Raw genomic sequence first — 17,542 nt, forward strand, 5'->3', positions numbered from 1 at the left:
CCATCAAAGCCCATCAAGCAAATCTTGGCAATTAATCAGGTGCATTTGGTGATTTAACCCAGTGCAGGGCGTTGTTACCAGTGTATCCAGTATGGTCAAAAACTCATCTTTGTCGATGATTTTTGCTCCCAGACTCATCAGATGTGGATTTTCAAGCTGGCAGTCAATCAGTGCAATTCCTGAATGTTTTGCCAGATGCATCAATGCCCAAAAAGCGATTTTTGACGCGTCCGTTTGTCTGTGAAACATGCTTTCGCCACAAAATATCGCCCCAAAATTCACGCCGTACAAGCCGCCAATCAGCTCGCTGTGCAAAGGCTGTCCTGCCCACACTTCGACACTGACGGCAACACCCAGCTTGTGCAGCTGTTGATAGGCAGCTTTCATCGAGTCGTGAATCCAAGTCTCGCTGGTATCACGCCGTGGCTGGCTGCAAGCGTCAATCACTGCAGCAAACGCCAGATTGGTACTGATACGCCAAGGCTGTTTTTTGGCGGTGCGAATCAGACTTTTACTTGGATAAAAATCCGCTGGCGGCAGCACACATCTGGACTTGGGCGACCACCAACAAATCGGCTCATCATGACCAAACCACGGAAAAACGCCCGAACGGTAGGCGTGCAATAAGCTGGCTGCGTCTAAATCACCGCCTGTGCCAAGAAAGCCATCATGATCAGATGAGCGTGCCGCCGCCCTAAAGTCATAAGGGCAAGTATCGGCAAGTGCGTGTAGCTGAGTTAAAGTATCCATCGCCAAATTTTTATTTTATTTAAACTGTTTTATAAAAATTAACAAAAAGCCGACCAATTTAAACATTGGACGGCTTAGCAATTTGCAAATTTTGCCAAAATCTGCGTCAAACGCAAACGCTTGGCAAATCCCAATTATTTGGCATTGCGTTCATAGACAGGCAATTTTTTGCAAATGGCGGCGACTTTTTCACGAGTGGCAGCCAATACCGCTTCATCGCCACGAGCGTCCAGCACATCACAAATCCAGCCTGCCAGCTCACGAGATTCTGCTTCGCCAAAGCCACGAGTGGTAATCGCTGGCGTGCCGATACGGATACCTGAAGTCACAAACGGTGATTTTGGATCGTTTGGCACAGCGTTTTTATTGACGGTGATGTGTGCATCGCCCAGCCATTTGTCCGCTTCTTTGCCAGTGATGCCTTGTTTGATTAGGCTAATAAGCATCAGATGGTTTTCGGTGCCACCAGAGACGATGTCATAGCCACGAGATTGGATTACTTCTGCCATGGCTTTGGCGTTGATGACCACTTGTTGTTGATAAGTTTTGTACTCATCGCTCATCGCTTCTTTAAAACAAACCGCCTTGGCAGCGACAGCGTGCATCAATGGGCCGCCTTGGTTGCCCGGGAATACGGCAGATGCCAATTTTTTCTCAATTTCTTCGTTGGCTTTTGCCAAAATAAGACCTGAGCGTGGGCCACGCAAGGTTTTGTGGGTGGTGGTCGTGGTTACATCGGCGATTTGCACTGGGCTAGGATAGACACCAGCTGCAACAAGACCTGCCACATGGGCCATATCCACCATCAAATAAGCACCGACTTCATCGGCGATATCACGGAATTTTTGCCAATCAACCACTTGGCTGTATGCCGAAAAACCAGCGATAATCATTTTTGGCTTATGCTCGCGAGCCAGACGAGCCACTTCGTCATAGTCAATCAAGCCAGTTTCGGTGTCCAAGCCATATTGTACGGCGTTATAGTTACGGCCTGAGAAACTCACCGTCGCACCGTGCGTCAAGTGTCCGCCATGTGCCAAACTCATGCCCAGCACTGTGTCGTTTGGTTGCAGCAGTGCCAAAAACACCGCACTGTTGGCGTTTGAGCCTGAATGCGGCTGAACATTGGCGTAGTCAGCACCGAACAGCTCTTTGGCACGGTCAATGGCGATTTGTTCGATGACATCGACATGCTCACAGCCACCGTAATAACGCTTGCCGGGGTAGCCTTCGGCGTATTTGTTGGTCAATGATGTGCCTTGTGCTTCCATCACAGCAGGCGAGCAGTAGTTTTCTGAAGCAATCAGCTCAATATGGTCTTCCTGACGCTGAGTTTCGGCGTCCACTTGGGCGGCAATTTGTGGATCGTATTGATGAAGTGAAATTTCTTTAAACATGGATATTCCTATATTTACCAAATTAAGAAAAGGGTGCGTGTTTAGTGTAGCATATTTGCCAAGGGTACACTAGGGGCAAGGCAAGTTTTTCAATGAGAAAAATTCAAGCAAACCATCGCCAAATTCAGTCAGCGGATTTTACCGATTTACAGTTCGTTTGCGATTTTGGTCGGCTAATCAGCTAGGCGTGCCACAAAACTTGGCAAAAATTGCTCATCAATCAAAATCTTATGCCCATCAACGGCATAAACGGTGCGTCGCCCATAATTGCCAGTATCGTTTTGATAAAAGCTGCGTTCATAAGGCAAGGTGCGATATTGGCGAAACAGCACATAACCGATGGGCGTTTTGCCCAAAAATTTGAGCCGCTTAAGCCTACCAACCAACGCCGATAACGGAAAAACGCTATTGGCAAGCACCCAAGCATCATCATCGCTGCCATACAGCCGCACGGTACGCACCCACGCTAAGTGCATTTTTGGCGGCAAGCCAAGCAGGGATTTTTGTTGGTGTGTCAAGGGGCGTAAGCCTTCGGACAGTACTTGCACTTGCAGCGGTTTGCCAGCTTGCTGCTCCAACAATGCGGTCAAAGAGCCTGTTTGCGACAGCACTTTGGCAAGTTTTGGCAAGTGGTGTGGAAAATTTTTGGACATTAAAAACAAAACCCATCGGCAAAATCTGGTACAGGTGTGCAATTTTAGCATAAAACGGATCTTTTACAGCCAAATTGTTACAAAATTCTCTGTTATTATTTATAAAATCTAATTTATTAAATAACTAAAATACCGATAGACAACTCAAAAAATCCCTTAAAAATCATCATTGAGCCATTTTATCGGCTGATTTATTTGATAATTTAATGGAAAAAAATTAGTCATTTATTTTAAAAATGGTGAACATTGGTGCAGGCTATTGGATAAATTGGTGAATTTTGAGTATTCTGTAACAACGGTCAAGATGGTGAATGCACTAGGAAAATACCCCAATCATCGCCTGCTTGACCACCTGTCAGCACTTCGGTGCGGCATTGATCCAGTGTGTTATGTTTCGATGTCTTAAAAGTTAATTAAAAAGGAGTTAGCCATGACTTATCAATCAGCGCTAGAACATGTTCGTAATGTTAAGGAAAAATTGGGCGGTACTTGGGACGCAATTCGCCCAGAAGATGCTGCACGCATGATTGTCCAAAACCGCTTTAAAACCGGTCTTGATATTGCCAAATACACCGCTGCGATTATGCGTCGTGATATGGCAGAATACGATGCTGACAACAGCAAATACACTCAATCATTGGGCTGCTGGCATGGCTTTATCGCTCAGCAAAAAATGATTGCCAACAAAAAATACTTCGGCACTACCAACAAACGCTACATCTACCTATCAGGCTGGATGGTTGCTGCACTTCGCTCTGAATTTGGTCCATTGCCTGACCAATCAATGCACGAAAAAACCGCTGTGCCTAAGCTTATCGAAGAAATCTATACTTTCTTACGCCAAGCTGATGCCAAAGAGCTAAACGATTTGTTCCGTGCCTTACAAAAAGCCGAGCAAGCTGGCGACGCTGCCAAAGTTAAAGAAATCGAAGCACAAATCGACAACTTTGAAACGCATGTTGTGCCAATCATTGCTGACATCGATGCAGGTTTTGGTAACGAAGAAGCCACTTATCTATTGACCAAGCAAATGATCGAAGCAGGTGCTTGTGCAATCCAAATCGAAAACCAAGTGTCTGACGCTAAGCAATGCGGCCACCAAGCAGGTAAAGTTACTGTACCGCACGAAGACTTCCTAGCGAAGATTAACGCTGTTCGTTATGCGTTCTTGGAGCTTGGCGTGGACGACGGTGTTATCGTGGCTCGTACCGACTCTGAAGGTGCTGACCTTACCCAAAAAATCCCAGTATCTCGTGAACCGGGCGACTTGGCATCTAAGTACATCAGCTACCTAGAAACCACCGAAATTGACATCTCTGAAGCCAAAGAAGACGAAATCCTAATCAAGCGTGATGGCAAATTGCATCGCCCAACTCGTCTGCCATCAGGTCTGTATCAGTTCCGTGAAGGCACTCAGCATGACCGTGTGGTACTAGACTGCGTTACTTCACTACAAAATGGTGCAGACATGATCTGGATCGAAACTCCAACGCCAGATGTTGCAGGTATCGCAAGTTTTGTTAATGACATCAAAAAACAAGTGCCAAACGCAAAACTGGTTTATAACAACTCACCATCATTCAACTGGACCATCAACTTCCGCCAACAAGCCTATGACCGCTGGGTCGCTGAAGGTAAAGATGTTTCAGGCTATGACCGTGCTAAGCTGATGGACGCTCAATATGATGACAGCGAATTGGCTCGTGATGCTGACGAAAAAATCCGCACATTCCAAGCTGACGCTGCTCGTGAAGCGGGTGTATTCCATCACCTAATCACCTTGCCAACTTACCACACTGCAGCCCTTTCTACGCACGAATTGGCAAAAGGCTACTTTGGTGAAGAAGGCATGCTTGCCTATGTCGCTGGCGTACAACGCAAAGAAATCCGTGGCGGTATCGCTTGCGTTAAGCACCAAGCCATGGCAGGTTCTGACATCGGTGATGATCACAAAGAAATCTTCTCTGGTGAAAATGCCCTAAAAGCAGGTGATGCCAGCAAGAACACCATGAACCAATTTGGCGGCTAATTCCCCACTTGGTTGTTAAAACAGCAGGCGGTGTTTTGATTGGTTTGACCAGTTAAAGCACCGCTTTGCTATTTTGGCGATAAAAATTTGTGATTTCAACAAATAAATTGACCAAAAAAAACTCACCAACTGATTGATAACTCATTGATTTTTTAAGGATAAAAATATGGCAACTACTCGTATTACCAAAGGCAGCTTGGCGATTGATCAGATTTTATTTGATTTTATTGAAAAAGAAGCCTTGCCGCTATCAGGCGTGTCCAGTGATGATTTTTGGGCGGGTTTTGAAGCGATTATCAAAGATTTGACCCCAAAAAACAAGGCATTGCTCGCTCGCCGTGAGCAATTGCAAGCACAGATTGACCAATGGCATACCGACAATGCTTATGATTTGGACGCTTATAAGGCGTTTTTGAGCCAAATCGGCTATCTTGAGCCAGAAGTGGCGGATTTTAGCATCAGTACCGAAAATGTCGATGATGAAATTGCCACCATTGCAGGGGCGCAGCTGGTCGTGCCAGTGCGTAACGCTCGCTATTGCCTAAACGCTGCCAACGCTCGCTGGGGTTCGCTGTATGATGCCTTGTACGGCTTTGATGTGATTGCAGAAACGAACGGCGCCGAAAAAGGCAAGGGCTACAACCCTGTGCGTGGTGCTAAGGTGATTGAATTTGCCAAAAATTTCCTTGACGAAACTTTCCCATTGGCGGACGGCTCGCACAGCCAAGTTACTGCTTATGCGATTGCAGATGGCAAATTGGCAGCAACCATTGGCGATAACCAAACCACGCTTGCCAAGCCAGAGCAGTTGGCAGGTTTTAATGGCGATGCCGATAAACCAGAGCAAATTGTCCTAAAAAACAATGGCTTGCATGCCATCATTGAGATTGATGCAACCAGCCCAATCGGTCAAACTGACAAAGCTGGCGTTAAAGATGTTATCCTAGAAGCGGCAGTTACCACCATTCAAGATCTGGAAGATTCAGTAGCGGCGGTTGATGCCGAAGAAAAAGTGGAAGGCTACCGCAACTGGCTGGGCTTAATGAAGGGCGATTTGACCGAAGTGATGGAAAAAAATGGCAAAACCATCACTCGCCGCCTAAACGAAGACCGCAGCTATACCGATTTGGCAGGCAACACGCAGACGCTACACGGCCGCTCGGTGATGCTACTTCGCAATGTGGGGCATTTGATGACTAACCCTGCGATTTTGGTTGATGGCGAAGAAGTGTTCGAAGGCATCATGGACGGCGTGATTACACCGCTATTGACTGTGGTGGATTTGCAAGGTAAAAACACGCTAAGAAACTCACGCACAGGCTCGATGTATATCGTTAAGCCAAAAATGCACGGCTCTGACGAAGTGGCATTTGCTGTTGAATTATTTGAGCGTGCCGAAAAACTGCTAGGACTGCCTGCCAAGTGCCTAAAAGTGGGTATCATGGACGAAGAACGCCGCACTTCTGCCAACCTAAAAAATTGTATCGCTCAAGCCAAAGATCGCACCATCTTTATTAACACAGGCTTTATGGACAGAACTGGGGACGAGATTCACACTGCCATGAAAGCAGGGGCGTTTGTCCGTAAAGGCGAAATCAAAGGTCAGACTTGGTTTAATGCTTATGAAGGACGCAATGTGTCCATCGGCCTAAAATCTGGTCTGCTTGGCAAAGCCCAAATCGGTAAAGGCATGTGGCCAAAACCTGACGAGCTTGCTGATATGTATAAGAGCAAAATCGAACACCCACAAGCAGGGGCAAGCTGTGCTTGGGTACCAAGTCCATCAGGTGCGGTCATTCACGCCATTCACTATCATCAATGCAATGTCGCCGAGCGTCAAGCGACACTACAAGCCCAAGCTGTGCCATCGCTTGATGATCTGCTGACCATTCCTTTGGCAACAGATACTAACTGGAGTGATGAAGACAAAACTCGTGAGCTTGAAAACAACTGCCAAGGTATCCTAGGCTATGTGGTGCGTTGGGTAGATTTGGGCGTGGGCTGCTCAAAAGTGCCTGATATTAACAATGTCGGCTTGATGGAAGACCGTGCAACTTTGCGTATCTCAAGCCAGCATGTCGCCAACTGGCTGGCTCATGGCATCGTGAGCGAAAGCCAAGTTTGGGAAGTGCTAAAACGCATGGCAAAAGTGGTTGATGAACAAAATGCGTCTGACCCAGCTTATCGTCCGATGGCGGCGGATTTTGACAATAATATCGCCTTTAATGCCGCAGCCGACCTAATCTTTAAGGGGGCAAGTCAGCCATCAGGCTATACTGAGCCGTTGCTGCACGCCGCTCGCCTAAAGCTAAAAGGCTATACTGGTGACTGATGATTCACCAATAAAACCAAACAAACACCCCAAAGTCTGCTGATTTTGGGGTGTTTTTTTGAGTCAAAGGGTAGTTTTTTGGGTTTGCTTTTTGCTTCATTTACCTAAGTTTGATTAAATTTGTTCGGCAAATCGGCAAATCGGCAAATCGGCAAATCGGCAAATCGGCAAATCGGCAAATCGGCAAATCGGCAAATCGGCAAATCGGCAAATTCATCTGAATTTTGGGCGATAATGGCTTATAATGACGATGAACAAATTTAACCCTAAAACCTTTGAACCGATGAAACGATGAAACGATTTAAAAAATTACTGTCCGTTTGCCTGCTGGCGGTGCTGCCCATTGCAGGCTGCACAACTCATGGCTTGTTCATTGACAAAAGCCATTACGCCCAAGGGCAATCACAGCGTATCGAGTACCTTGTTTTGCATTATACTGCCGAAAATGACGCAAATTCACTGGCGGTACTGACGCAAGGCGAAGTGAGTAGCCATTATCTGATTTCATCAGGCGACACGGTGCGTGTGTATCAGCTGGTCGATGATGGCAAAAAGGCTTGGCACGCAGGCGTGAGCCATTTTCGTGGCAAATCATCGTTAAATGACATCTCAATCGGCATTGAGATTGTCAATGACGGTGTGGCGTCTGCCTATCGGGGTCATCGTGGTTATTTGCCAAATCAGGCGTATGTGGCGTATGGTGATGAGCAAATTCGGCAACTTGCCCAGCTGTTGCGATCATTATCGGACAAATACGACATCGCTCCAGAAAATATCGTGGGGCATTCAGACATTGCACCATCACGCAAGATTGACCCCGGTGCCAAATTCCCTTGGGAATACCTGTATCGCAATTATGGCATCGGTGCATGGTATGACGAGACGGATAAAGCTGACTTTTTGGATAAGCTGACAGATGCCGACTTGGATACTGCAAATATCCCAAGCATCAAGGCACAATTACGCCATTACGGCTATCAGATTAACGATAATGGCGAATGGGATAAAGCCAGCCAAGATGTGGTGTATGCATTTCAACTGCATTTTCGCCCAGACAACCCAACAGGCGTGATGGACGCTGAAACTTTGGCAATTTTACAAGCGTTAAATAAAAAATACCGCCCATCTGCCAACTGATTCCGCCCAATCGGTAAATATCCAGTCAATACTTGGTTAAATCTTAAGTAAATCTTGGTTAAACCTTGATCAAAATACAACAAAACGCCACAAACCAAAAGCTTGTGGCGTTTTGTTTATTGGTTTTTGTGCCGATGTTTAGTTTTTGCCATCGGTGTCATTGGTTGCTGTGGTGTCGCTGGTGGCGACTTCGGCAGTTTTGCTGATTTTACGCACTTCGACCTTGGTTGGCTTTTTGCTCGGCTTTCGTGGTGCGCGAGTTTTCGGCGTTTTGGGGGTTTTTGGGGTCTTGGTGGTCATCAGGTTTAAGATACCAATTTGTGGCTGCAGCTGTCCTGCGACATTTTCGATCATGTCCTTATAGCTGTTGGCTTTGGACTTTTTCTCTGTCTTTTGTTCGGCGGTGATTTCTTTGATTTGTCCGCCTTTTTTGCTTTTGGACTCGCTGTTTTTGGGTTCAGCCGTTGCTGCTTGATTGGCATCTGCTGGTGTGTCATCGCTGACAGTTGGGGCAGTGTCTTTGTTGTCAGTATCGCCAGCGTTGCTGCCAGTGTCATCAGTGGTCAAAAACTCGGCAGCGGCTGATACAATGGTGGCGACATTGTCAATGGTTTCGCTGACGGTGTCGCTGATGCTGTCCGAGATTTGCTCGGCGGTCAGTACCGCAACATCGATGGCATCATGAGCCAAGTTCTCCACGGCTGTGCCTAGGTTTTTGGTTTGTTCGTCCAAATTGGCAATGCCGTTATCCACCAAATCGTCCACCAAATTGACCACTTCGGCGGTCAGGCTAGTGGCGTCTGCTGTGTCTTGGGCAGGCTTGGCAGTTTCGCTAACTGCATCTACATTGACAGTGTCGGCAACTTCAGCCACTGGCGTGTCAGCCACCGTATTGATCAATGGCAAATCTGTCGCCATCGGTGCGGTTGCGGCTGCCGTGTGATTGACTGTATCCACATAGTCAGGGTGCTGACCACGGGGGTCGTTGCTGGCACGGCGTGCCACAGGGCGTGGCTCGACATTGGTTTTGCCTTGCGGTGCAGAAGTCTGGGCGACTGCTTGGATTTGCTTATCAAACTCTGATTTTGCCGCTGCGTCCAGTGGTGAATAACCAAAATTGGCAAAATCAAAAGCAGCAGCTGGCGATTGTGATTGGTTTAGGGCGTTGATAAAATCCGCCACAAAATTACCAGTGGCAGCATTGCCCAGTACTTGTGCAATCAAAGCACCCGCACTGCCTGTCAGTGGCTGGGTCGGTGCTTGCATTGCCATTTGTACCACACGGGGGTCATTGACCGCCTTATTCATCGACTTGGCAAGCTGTTCAATTTTTGCCGCCAAATCGGGGCTGATAGCAGGAGTCACTGCGGTGGTGGTTGGCTCGGCATTTGCCACGGTTTTTACTGTCAAGCTGTCGGTCGGCTGTGCTGGCAACTCATCGGCTTTGACGGTAGCGACAGGAGTATCGGTAGCAGCATCGGTGTTTTTAGTCAAATCAGCATGAGCCAAATCAGCTTGATCAGCTTTGGTCAAATCCGCATCGGCTGTTGGCAGCTGCTTGGCGATGGCATCAGCGGCATCGCTACGGTCATCTGCTTTGCTATCATCGGCCGTGCTGTGTTTGCTGGCCTTCGGTTCTTCTGCCTTGGCTTTTTTGGGTTTACTGTCATCAAGCGACAGATGCACGATTTGTGTGCCGACTTCTGGCTCTTTGGTGCTACTGATGTGCAGCACAATCTCATCAGGATTGGTGGCTTTCTGGCGAGCTGGTTTGTCGGCTTTGTCTTTGGCTTTTTCTTGACGGACAGCTTCTTGACGGACGGCTTTATCAGCTCTGTCAGTTTTTTCGCTCTTATCGGCTTTATCGCTGACTTTGCTCAGTGTTTCGCCACGGACAATCTCGCCGCGAGATTCACGGCGTACGCCAGCTTCACGCTTTGGATAAGATTCTTTTGGCGTGTCTTTTTTGGTTTTTTTCTCGTGTTTTTCTTCTTGGGCTGGCATGTTGTTCTCTTCACCAACTTCTTTTTTGGTGTGGCGAGATTTTTTATGACGCTTGTCTTCGCTTTGTGGGCGTGATGTGGTTTCGCTGCTCACAGTTTCGGCAGTGTTAATATTGCCTGACGCACCTAGACTGACACCGCCGCCATTGGCCAGTGCTTCGATTGCTGAAGCGGCATCGGCAGTGCCTAGGCTACCAGCCAGTTTGGCTTGGGGTTTTGGGGCAAATAGATTTGATAGCCATGCCACCGCTTGCGGCTCTGCTTTGGCAGGCGTGCTTTGTGGCTCACTGGCTGCCTTGTTTGGCTTGGCGGTTGATTTACCATCTGCCTTATGCCAGCGGCTGTGGCTGTTGTCCTGTTTTTCGTTGTCCGTTTGCCAATTGACTTCATAGCCACGGTCGATGTTTTCTTTTTCTTCGGTGTCGGCGATGCGTTCATAGCTCGATGGGGCAAAGCCGTCCGGATTAAAATGCAAGCTAAAATTCGGACTTTCTAGATGAGCGTGCGGCAAAATGGTAATGCGTGCGCCGCTGTCTTGTTCCAGATATACCAGACTTTCACGCTTTTCGTTCAATAAGAAAGCAGCGATGTCGGTCGGTACTTCGGCTTGGATTTCGCCCATGCGTTCTTTGAGAGCGATTTGCTCAATTTGACGCATGATGGATAAGGACAATGAACGCAAATCACGAATCATGCCGTTGCCATGACAGCGTGGGCAAATATAGCCTGTGGCTTCTTCTAGGCTTGGGCGTAGGCGTTGGCGACTCATCTCCATTAGACCAAATTTGCTAATCTCGGCAAATTGCACTCTGGCACGGTCGTGGCGTGTGGCTTCGACCAGACGCTTTTCGACATCTTTTTGATGGCGTGCATCGCTCATATCAATAAAGTCAATGACAATCAAGCCGCCCATGTCTCGTAGGCGTAACTGGCGAGCGATTTCGTCAGCGGCTTCCAAATTGGTATGATAAGCGGTCTCGGCGACATCTGAGCCTTTGGTGGATTTTGATGAGTTAATATCAATCGATACCAAAGCTTCGGTCTGGTCGATGACGATTGAGCCGCCAGACGGTAGGCGAACTTCACGCTGATAGGCGGTTTCGATTTGGCGTTCGATACCAAAGCGAGCAAACATCGGCTCATAATCGGTATATTTACGCAGTTTGCTCATCTGAGCTGGCATGACGGCACTGATAAAATTCGCCGCTTCGTTGTAGGCGTTTTCGCTATCGATCCACACTTCGCCGATATCATCACGCAGATAATCACGCACCGCACGAGTTACCACGCCAGCTTCTTGATGCACCAAGCAAGGGCTTGGGTGGTTTTTGTTTTGCTCTTGGATAGATTTCCAAATGTCTAGCAAATGATCCAAATCATTTTGCAAATCTTCAGCACCTTTGCCCAGTCCTGCTGTGCGGACGATGACGCTCATGCCTTTTGGCAGGTTTAGGCCTGCGATGATTTGCTTCATTTCTTCTCGGACTTTGCCTGAGATTTGGCGACTGATGCCGCCAGCTTTGGCATTATTTGGCATCAGCACCAGATAGCGACCTGCCAGTGAAATGTAAGTGGACAGTGCCGCCCCTTTGTTGCCACGCTCTTCTTTTTCGACTTGGACGATGACTTCATCGCCTTCTTTGAGTAGCTGCTTGATGCTGTCTTCTCGAGCGTTGCCGTGTAGATATTCGCTGGCAATTTCTCGCAAGGGCAAAAAGCCTTGACGTTGTGAGCCATATTCGACAAATGCCGCTTCTAGCGATGGCTCAATACGAGTGATATGCCCTTTGTAAATGTTTGCCTTTTTTTGTTCACGAGTGCGATTTTCTAGGTCAAAATCGTATAAATGATTGTCTTTGCACAAGGCGACACGAATTTCTTCGTTGTGAGTGGCGTTAATTAAAATGCGTTTCATGATGTTCCTTAATGGGCAGCTGCCCCAGTTAAGCAACATCGGTATTTATTTTGCGAAGATTTATGTATCAGCGTCCACAATCTTGCCGTCTGGTGAGTTGTGGCTTGGGCTGTTTTTGGTTATGGCAAGGCATCTGTGCATACTGATGACAGATAACCGCTAAAAATTAACCACTAAAAATCGCTTGCACCGATTTTTTAAAAAACTCAATACTTATTTTTGGGCTTTACTGGGGATTGCTTTGCAAAAGCAGAGTCTGTCTTGTGCTTTTGAACCAGTAGTTCCCAAAATCGTGCCAGTAACGCAAATTTTAAGGCATTTTATTAAAATGACCCATAAGTAAAACGACTCAGTCAGTTAAGCGTCTGGCAAAAATCTTGTGCGGCATCAATACCGAAGTTGCGTATAAAATTTTGCTAAAAATTTTTATAAAGCTAAAAAGTTTATAAAAAACTTAAAAATCATATTTTGGCGGTTGCAATACCAATGGCGACCAATCGACAAAATCATCAATGACCAAAAAAGGGCGGCTTGATTGGATAATTTGATTAGATAAAATAACAAATCATAGGACAAAACATATGGCAAAATCCTGATAAATTTCGCCCAAATTTTGGGTTTTTATCATCAGTTATTATCAATCACGCCAAAAAAGACCTTATTTTTGCATGTTGAGCCGTTTGGGTTTTGTCAAAAATCAGCCCAAGCGTCATAAAAATCGGTTTGGGATTGGCTATTTTGGGCAAATTTTTGTCATTAACACAAAAATTACCCTGTATCTGTTTGCAACATGCTAAACTATACCAAAACTTTTGCCAAACGCCTACAAAAAAATGCCAAAACTATGAAAAATTTACAAAAAAAACCCAAAAATCCGATTTCGAACCGTTTTTTTGGCCAAAAATCCGTCCAAACTGCCCAAAATGCAGCTGCCAAATCAGACCGCCGACCGCCAAAGTCGTCAAAAACGCAGCCAGTCGCCGCCAAGCAATCTGCCGATGTCGCCATCAGCGAATTTGCCAAGGTCAATTATTTGACGGTAACGAGCAATCAAGACGGACAGCGGATTGATAACTTTTTGTTAGCTAGGCTAAAAGGTCTGCCACGCTCGCATTTGTACAAATTGATTCGCAGCGATGAGATTCGCATTAACGGCAAACGCTGTAAAGCCCATGACAAACTGGCAGCTGGCGATGTCGTGCGGATTGCACCGATTCGCCTGAGTGTGCGTGATGAGCCAGTGGTTAGCCAGACTTTTGCCAAGGGTTTGATGGCACGCATTGTCTTTGAAAATGAAGGCTTGTTGGTGCTAAACAAGCCGCACGGCATGGCGGTGCATGGCGGCAGCGGCGAAAGTTTTGGGGTGATTGAAGCGATGCGAGTGGCCAGCGGCAAAAAATATCTTGAGCTGATTCACCGCATTGATAAGGACACTTCAGGCTTATTATTGATTGCCAAAAAACGCAGCACGCTCAAGCAGTTGCAGGCACATTTTCGTGATAAAACCATCAATAAAGATTATCTGTGCTTGGTGCATGGCTTTGTCAAGTCGGATCGTGAGCTGATTGACAAGCCGCTGCTTAAGTACACGCTTGCCAATGGCGAACGCCGTGTCAAGGTTGATCAGGCAGGCAAACCTAGCCAAACGCAAATACGAGTGCTGGCACGCTTTGAGATAGATGGCATGGCGGCAAGCCTAGTTCGTGCCAGTCCGCTGACAGGTCGCACGCATCAGATTCGGGTGCATATGGCGAGTATCGGCCACCCACTTGTGGCCGATGACAAATACCAAAGCAGCGTGCAGGCGAGCGAAGCAGAACAAAAAGGCATCAAACGGCTGTGTTTGCACGCTTGGCAAATTTTTGTGCCAAGTCATGACGATGTTGTGGCTCAAAAATTTGTGGCAAAATTGCCTGATGATATGGCGGATTTATTGCCTGCCGATGTGCTTAAATTGATTGGTCAAGCCGATGATTAAATGATGATTGGTAAATTTAATGACAATTTACTGACAATTCGCTAGTTTGACAATGTTGATAAATTTGAGTTTTATAAATTTGACAATATTTGAGAGCATTTGAAAAATATTTATAACTTTGGCAATATTGATGAATTGGACAATGTTTGCAAAATGGTTGTCAATTAAATGACATTTGACCAAACGACAACTTGGCAAATTGTAACCAAAATTCAATAGACAAATTGCGTGGATTTTCGTAAAGTAAACAAGTTTTAGATCGGCGGTATTTTGGGTTATTGGATTGTTGTTTTTATTGATTTAAGATATTGGATTGATTAAAGGGTTTAATTGATTAAATTGATTAAATTGATTAAAGATAACAAAACTTTGGATAACAATGCCAAATCAAAACGCCAAACCAAAATACCAAGATTGTTTTGATTTTATTATCAATTTGATAAGAACAAATTTAAGGATTTGCGATGCAGCCAACCTTTCCAGACACCACCAAACGCCACCAACAGATTGCCAATGCCGTCAATGACGCCGCCGCCATTGGGCGAGATGAGTTGTTGGGGGCGATTGATTTGGGTTCAAACAGCTTTCATTTGGCGATTGCTCGCTTGGATCATGGCGAAGTGCGTAAAGTGGCGTCCATCTCCGAAAAGGTGCAGCTGGCAGCAGGACTTGATGAGCATAATATGCTGTCTGAAGAAGCGATGGTGCGGGGGATTGAGTGCCTAAATCGCTTTGCCCAGCACATCACCGAGATACACCCAACTCGCTTGCGTATCGTGGCGACCAATGCCCTTAGAAAAGCGGTCAATGCCCAAGAATTTATCCGCCGTGCCAATGCCATCTTGCCCAAGCCGATTGAGATTATCGCTGGCCGTGAAGAAGCACGCTTGATTTATTTGGGTGTGTCGCACTCCAACGCCAGTACCGACACTCGCTTGGTGATTGACATCGGTGGTGGCTCAACGGAGTTTATCATCGGTCAAGGTTTTGAGCCGATTGAGATGGAATCTTTGCAAATGGGCTGCGTATCTTATACCAAAAAATTCTTTGCTGATGGCAAAATCACCGAGCAAGCCTTTGCCGCCGCCGCCAAATACACACAGGCGGAGCTGCTTGCCATCGCCAAGCGTTATAAAAAAGTCGGCTGGGATAACGCCATCGGCTCAAGTGGCACGATTAAAGCGGCTCGCTTGGTGTTGTCTGAGTTGGGCTTTGACGGTGAGAGCATCACCTTGGCAGGCATGCAAAAACTCAAAAAGCATCTGATTAAGCTTGGCTCTGTGGATAAGATTGATTTTGAAGGGGTTAAAGCTCATCGCCAAGCGGTCTTTCCTGCTGGCGTGGCAGAATTGCTTGCCATCATGCAGACGCTGGAGATTGACGAGCTGGGCTATTCAGACGGTGCGTTAAGAGAAGGCGTGATGTATGATATGCTTGGCCGTCTAAATTCAGAAGATGTGCGTGATCGCAGCGTGGCGGCACTGGCGGAGCGGTATTCGGTCGATGTCAAGCAGGCAGGGCGTGTGATGGTGCGTGCGGCACGCTTGTTTGATCATGCCAAAGATGCGTTGGGTTTTCGTAGCGAAGACGCCGATTTATTAAGACGAGCGGCGAATTTATACGAAATCGGTCTGGCGGTCGGTCATAGTAATTACCAACGCCACAGTGCTTATTTGCTTGAGCATTCGGACATTGCTGGTTTTTCGCAGATGGGACAGGCGATGATGGCACAGATTGTGCTGCACCATCGCCGCAAGCTAAAAGCCGATTCGCTAGAGCAAGTTGAAGCTCTGGGCGGTCGCAAATTGGCATATCTGTGCCTGATTTTACGCCTAGCGGCACAGTCAAGCCAAAGCCGCACAACCAAGGCGGCGGCGATTGATTTGCACATTATCAAGCCAAATCACTGGCAGGTGTCGGTGGGTTTTGGCTTGCACGAAGAGCTGATTGCCAGCCAGCTTGAGCTGGACGCACCACAATTTGCCAAATGGGGCGTTGTGTTAGAAGTGCTAAGCCATCAGGCTTAAATGAACAAAATTGATTTGCTGATTTGCCTATTAATTCAGCGTGTCAATTTGGCTTGTTAATTTAAAACGCTTGGTTTGGTCAAATTGTCTTGACAAATCATCGGTTTACAATGTCGCAATCATGCCGTAATCATGCCCAAATTATGGCAAAGCCACACCAAAAACAGCCAAAGGGCAAAAGTGCGACAATTTTTGTGTAAAAGATTGTGCAAAAGATGATGACGAGATTTAAAAAAAATGCTAAACTAAATATCAGTTTACATTTGTACAATTCTAAGAGAGTGATATGAGTCAAGTTTGGGAAAGTGTACAGCTGGCACGCCACGCAAAGCGTCCGCTATTTTTGGACTATGTCGAAGGCATGTTTACAGAGTTTGATGAATTGCACGGCGACCGTGCCTTTGCTGATGATCGTGCGATTATTGGCGGCTTGGCACGGTTTAATGGTGAGCCTGTGTTGGTGGTTGGGCAGCATCGTGGCCGCAGCACTCGTGAGCGTATCGCCCATAATTTTGGCATGGCAAACCCCGAAGGCTACCGCAAGATTATCCGTCTGGTGCAGATGGCAGAGCGGTTTGGCTTGCCAGTTTTGACATTTATCGACACCCAAGGGGCATACCCAGGCGTCGGTGCCGAAGAGCGTGGACAAGCCGAAGCCATCGCCAAGAGCATTGCGGTGTTTTCTAGCCTAAAAACGCCAGTGATTGCCACGGTGATTGGCGAAGGCGGCTCAGGTGGTGCGCTTGCCATTGGCGTGGCAGATAGAGTCAATATGCTAGAAAATAGCATTTATTCGGTCATCTCGCCAGAAGGCTGTGCATCGATTTTGTGGAAAACTGCCGAAAAAGCCCTAGAAGCGTCCGAAGCTCTAAAATTGAATGCAGCCAATTTGCACCAGCTGGGTTTGATTGATGAAGTCATCGCCGAAGGTGCAGGCGCTCACGAAGATCCCAAGCCTGTGATGGCAGCACTGCAAGCACTGCTTGGTGAGCAGCTTGCCAAACTTGCCACTTTATCCACCGATGAGCTACTACAACAACGCTATGAGCGATTGATGCAATTTAACTCAACATTATCATTATAAATCTTAATAATTTTGATATTTTGATGTTGCAATGACATCAAGCATAACAATGGGGCGATTTGACCATCGTCCCTGTTTTTATTGGTGGTTTGTTGATACTATTTTATTGATGCTTTTGCTGATAGTATGCTGATAGTATTTTGGTCAAGTGTTCATGGCTGGGTTTATTAATGAATTTCATGCACTTTGGCAAATTGGCAAATCATGCTAAACTGATTGCTCAAACTTTTGGCATTT

General features: G+C 46.7%; 11 protein-coding genes. 7 read left to right on the plus strand and 4 right to left on the minus strand.

All coding sequences use genetic code 11. From position 1 onward, the window contains the following. Window positions 1–3: 3 nt before the first annotated feature. The 3 genes from aat to ACFBZI_RS05160 form a co-directional block, all read right to left on the minus strand. A complete protein-coding gene (gene aat / locus ACFBZI_RS05150) occupies window positions 4–750 on the minus strand; it encodes a leucyl/phenylalanyl-tRNA--protein transferase (RefSeq protein ID WP_375715340.1) in 747 nt (248 codons plus the stop codon). A gap of 134 nt (window positions 751–884) precedes the next feature. After that, window positions 885–2,147 (minus strand): serine hydroxymethyltransferase, encoded by a 1,263-nt coding sequence (glyA, locus tag ACFBZI_RS05155; RefSeq protein ID WP_375715341.1) that lies wholly within the window; start codon window positions 2,145–2,147, stop codon window positions 885–887. Window positions 2,148–2,320: 173 nt separating this feature from the next. After that, window positions 2,321–2,800 (minus strand): chorismate--pyruvate lyase family protein, encoded by a 480-nt coding sequence (locus ACFBZI_RS05160; protein WP_375715342.1) that lies wholly within the window; start codon window positions 2,798–2,800, stop codon window positions 2,321–2,323. A gap of 271 nt (window positions 2,801–3,071) precedes the next feature. On the opposite strand from ACFBZI_RS05160, the gene ACFBZI_RS05165 reads away from it, so the two are divergent. The 4 genes from ACFBZI_RS05165 to ACFBZI_RS05180 all read left to right on the plus strand — a co-directional run bounded on the left by ACFBZI_RS05165 (window position 3,072) and on the right by ACFBZI_RS05180 (window position 8,298). After that, window positions 3,072–3,206: a hypothetical protein gene (locus tag ACFBZI_RS05165; RefSeq protein ID WP_375715343.1), complete on the plus strand. Its 135-nt coding sequence runs from the start codon at window positions 3,072–3,074 to the stop codon at window positions 3,204–3,206. A gap of 24 nt (window positions 3,207–3,230) precedes the next feature. Continuing rightward, complete coding sequence (locus ACFBZI_RS05170) at window positions 3,231–4,829, plus strand: isocitrate lyase (protein ID WP_375715344.1); 1,599 nt, start codon at window positions 3,231–3,233, stop codon at window positions 4,827–4,829. Window positions 4,830–4,995: 166 nt separating this feature from the next. Next, window positions 4,996–7,161: a malate synthase G gene (locus ACFBZI_RS05175; RefSeq protein WP_375715345.1), complete on the plus strand. Its 2,166-nt coding sequence runs from the start codon at window positions 4,996–4,998 to the stop codon at window positions 7,159–7,161. A 291-nt stretch (window positions 7,162–7,452) separates the two neighbouring features. Continuing rightward, window positions 7,453–8,298: an N-acetylmuramoyl-L-alanine amidase gene (locus tag ACFBZI_RS05180; protein ID WP_375715346.1), complete on the plus strand. Its 846-nt coding sequence runs from the start codon at window positions 7,453–7,455 to the stop codon at window positions 8,296–8,298. 138 nt (window positions 8,299–8,436) lie between these two features. Here the strand turns inward: ACFBZI_RS05180 and ACFBZI_RS05185 are convergent, their stop codons facing one another. Continuing rightward, on the minus strand, window positions 8,437–12,216 hold the full coding sequence (locus ACFBZI_RS05185; RefSeq protein WP_375715347.1) for an Rne/Rng family ribonuclease: 3,780 nt from the start codon (window positions 12,214–12,216) through the stop codon (window positions 8,437–8,439). 790 nt (window positions 12,217–13,006) lie between these two features. Between ACFBZI_RS05185 and ACFBZI_RS05190 the strand changes: the two genes are divergently transcribed. From ACFBZI_RS05190 to ACFBZI_RS05200, 3 genes are all read left to right on the plus strand, one after another. After that, complete coding sequence (locus ACFBZI_RS05190; RefSeq protein WP_375715348.1) at window positions 13,007–14,194, plus strand: RluA family pseudouridine synthase; 1,188 nt, start codon at window positions 13,007–13,009, stop codon at window positions 14,192–14,194. 464 nt (window positions 14,195–14,658) lie between these two features. Beyond that, entirely contained in the window at window positions 14,659–16,221 is a 1,563-nt protein-coding gene (gene ppx / locus ACFBZI_RS05195; RefSeq protein WP_375715349.1) for an exopolyphosphatase, read from the plus strand. Window positions 16,222–16,507: 286 nt separating this feature from the next. Beyond that, on the plus strand, window positions 16,508–17,305 hold the full coding sequence (locus ACFBZI_RS05200; RefSeq protein WP_375715350.1) for an acetyl-CoA carboxylase carboxyltransferase subunit alpha: 798 nt from the start codon (window positions 16,508–16,510) through the stop codon (window positions 17,303–17,305). Window positions 17,306–17,542: the final 237 nt, after the last annotated feature.

Source organism: Moraxella marmotae (assembly GCF_042219885.1).
GTDB lineage: Bacteria > Pseudomonadota > Gammaproteobacteria > Pseudomonadales > Moraxellaceae > Moraxella > Moraxella marmotae.

Excerpts from the sequence above, each read along its gene's own strand:
- ACFBZI_RS05180 (WP_375715346.1), top strand. The coding sequence starts at position 7,453 with ATGAAACGATTTAAAAAATTACTGTCCGTTTGCCTGCTGGCGGTGCTG.
- ppx (WP_375715349.1), top strand. The coding sequence starts at position 14,659 with ATGCAGCCAACCTTTCCAGACACCACCAAACGCCACCAACAGATTGCC.
- ACFBZI_RS05190 (WP_375715348.1), top strand. The coding sequence starts at position 13,007 with ATGCTAAACTATACCAAAACTTTTGCCAAACGCCTACAAAAAAATGCC.
- ACFBZI_RS05170 (WP_375715344.1), top strand. The coding sequence starts at position 3,231 with ATGACTTATCAATCAGCGCTAGAACATGTTCGTAATGTTAAGGAAAAA.
- glyA (WP_375715341.1), bottom strand. The coding sequence starts at position 2,147 with ATGTTTAAAGAAATTTCACTTCATCAATACGATCCACAAATTGCCGCC.
- ACFBZI_RS05185 (WP_375715347.1), bottom strand. The coding sequence starts at position 12,216 with ATGAAACGCATTTTAATTAACGCCACTCACAACGAAGAAATTCGTGTC.
- ACFBZI_RS05160 (WP_375715342.1), bottom strand. The coding sequence starts at position 2,800 with ATGTCCAAAAATTTTCCACACCACTTGCCAAAACTTGCCAAAGTGCTG.
- aat (WP_375715340.1), bottom strand. The coding sequence starts at position 750 with ATGGATACTTTAACTCAGCTACACGCACTTGCCGATACTTGCCCTTAT.
- ACFBZI_RS05200 (WP_375715350.1), top strand. The coding sequence starts at position 16,508 with ATGAGTCAAGTTTGGGAAAGTGTACAGCTGGCACGCCACGCAAAGCGT.
- ACFBZI_RS05175 (WP_375715345.1), top strand. The coding sequence starts at position 4,996 with ATGGCAACTACTCGTATTACCAAAGGCAGCTTGGCGATTGATCAGATT.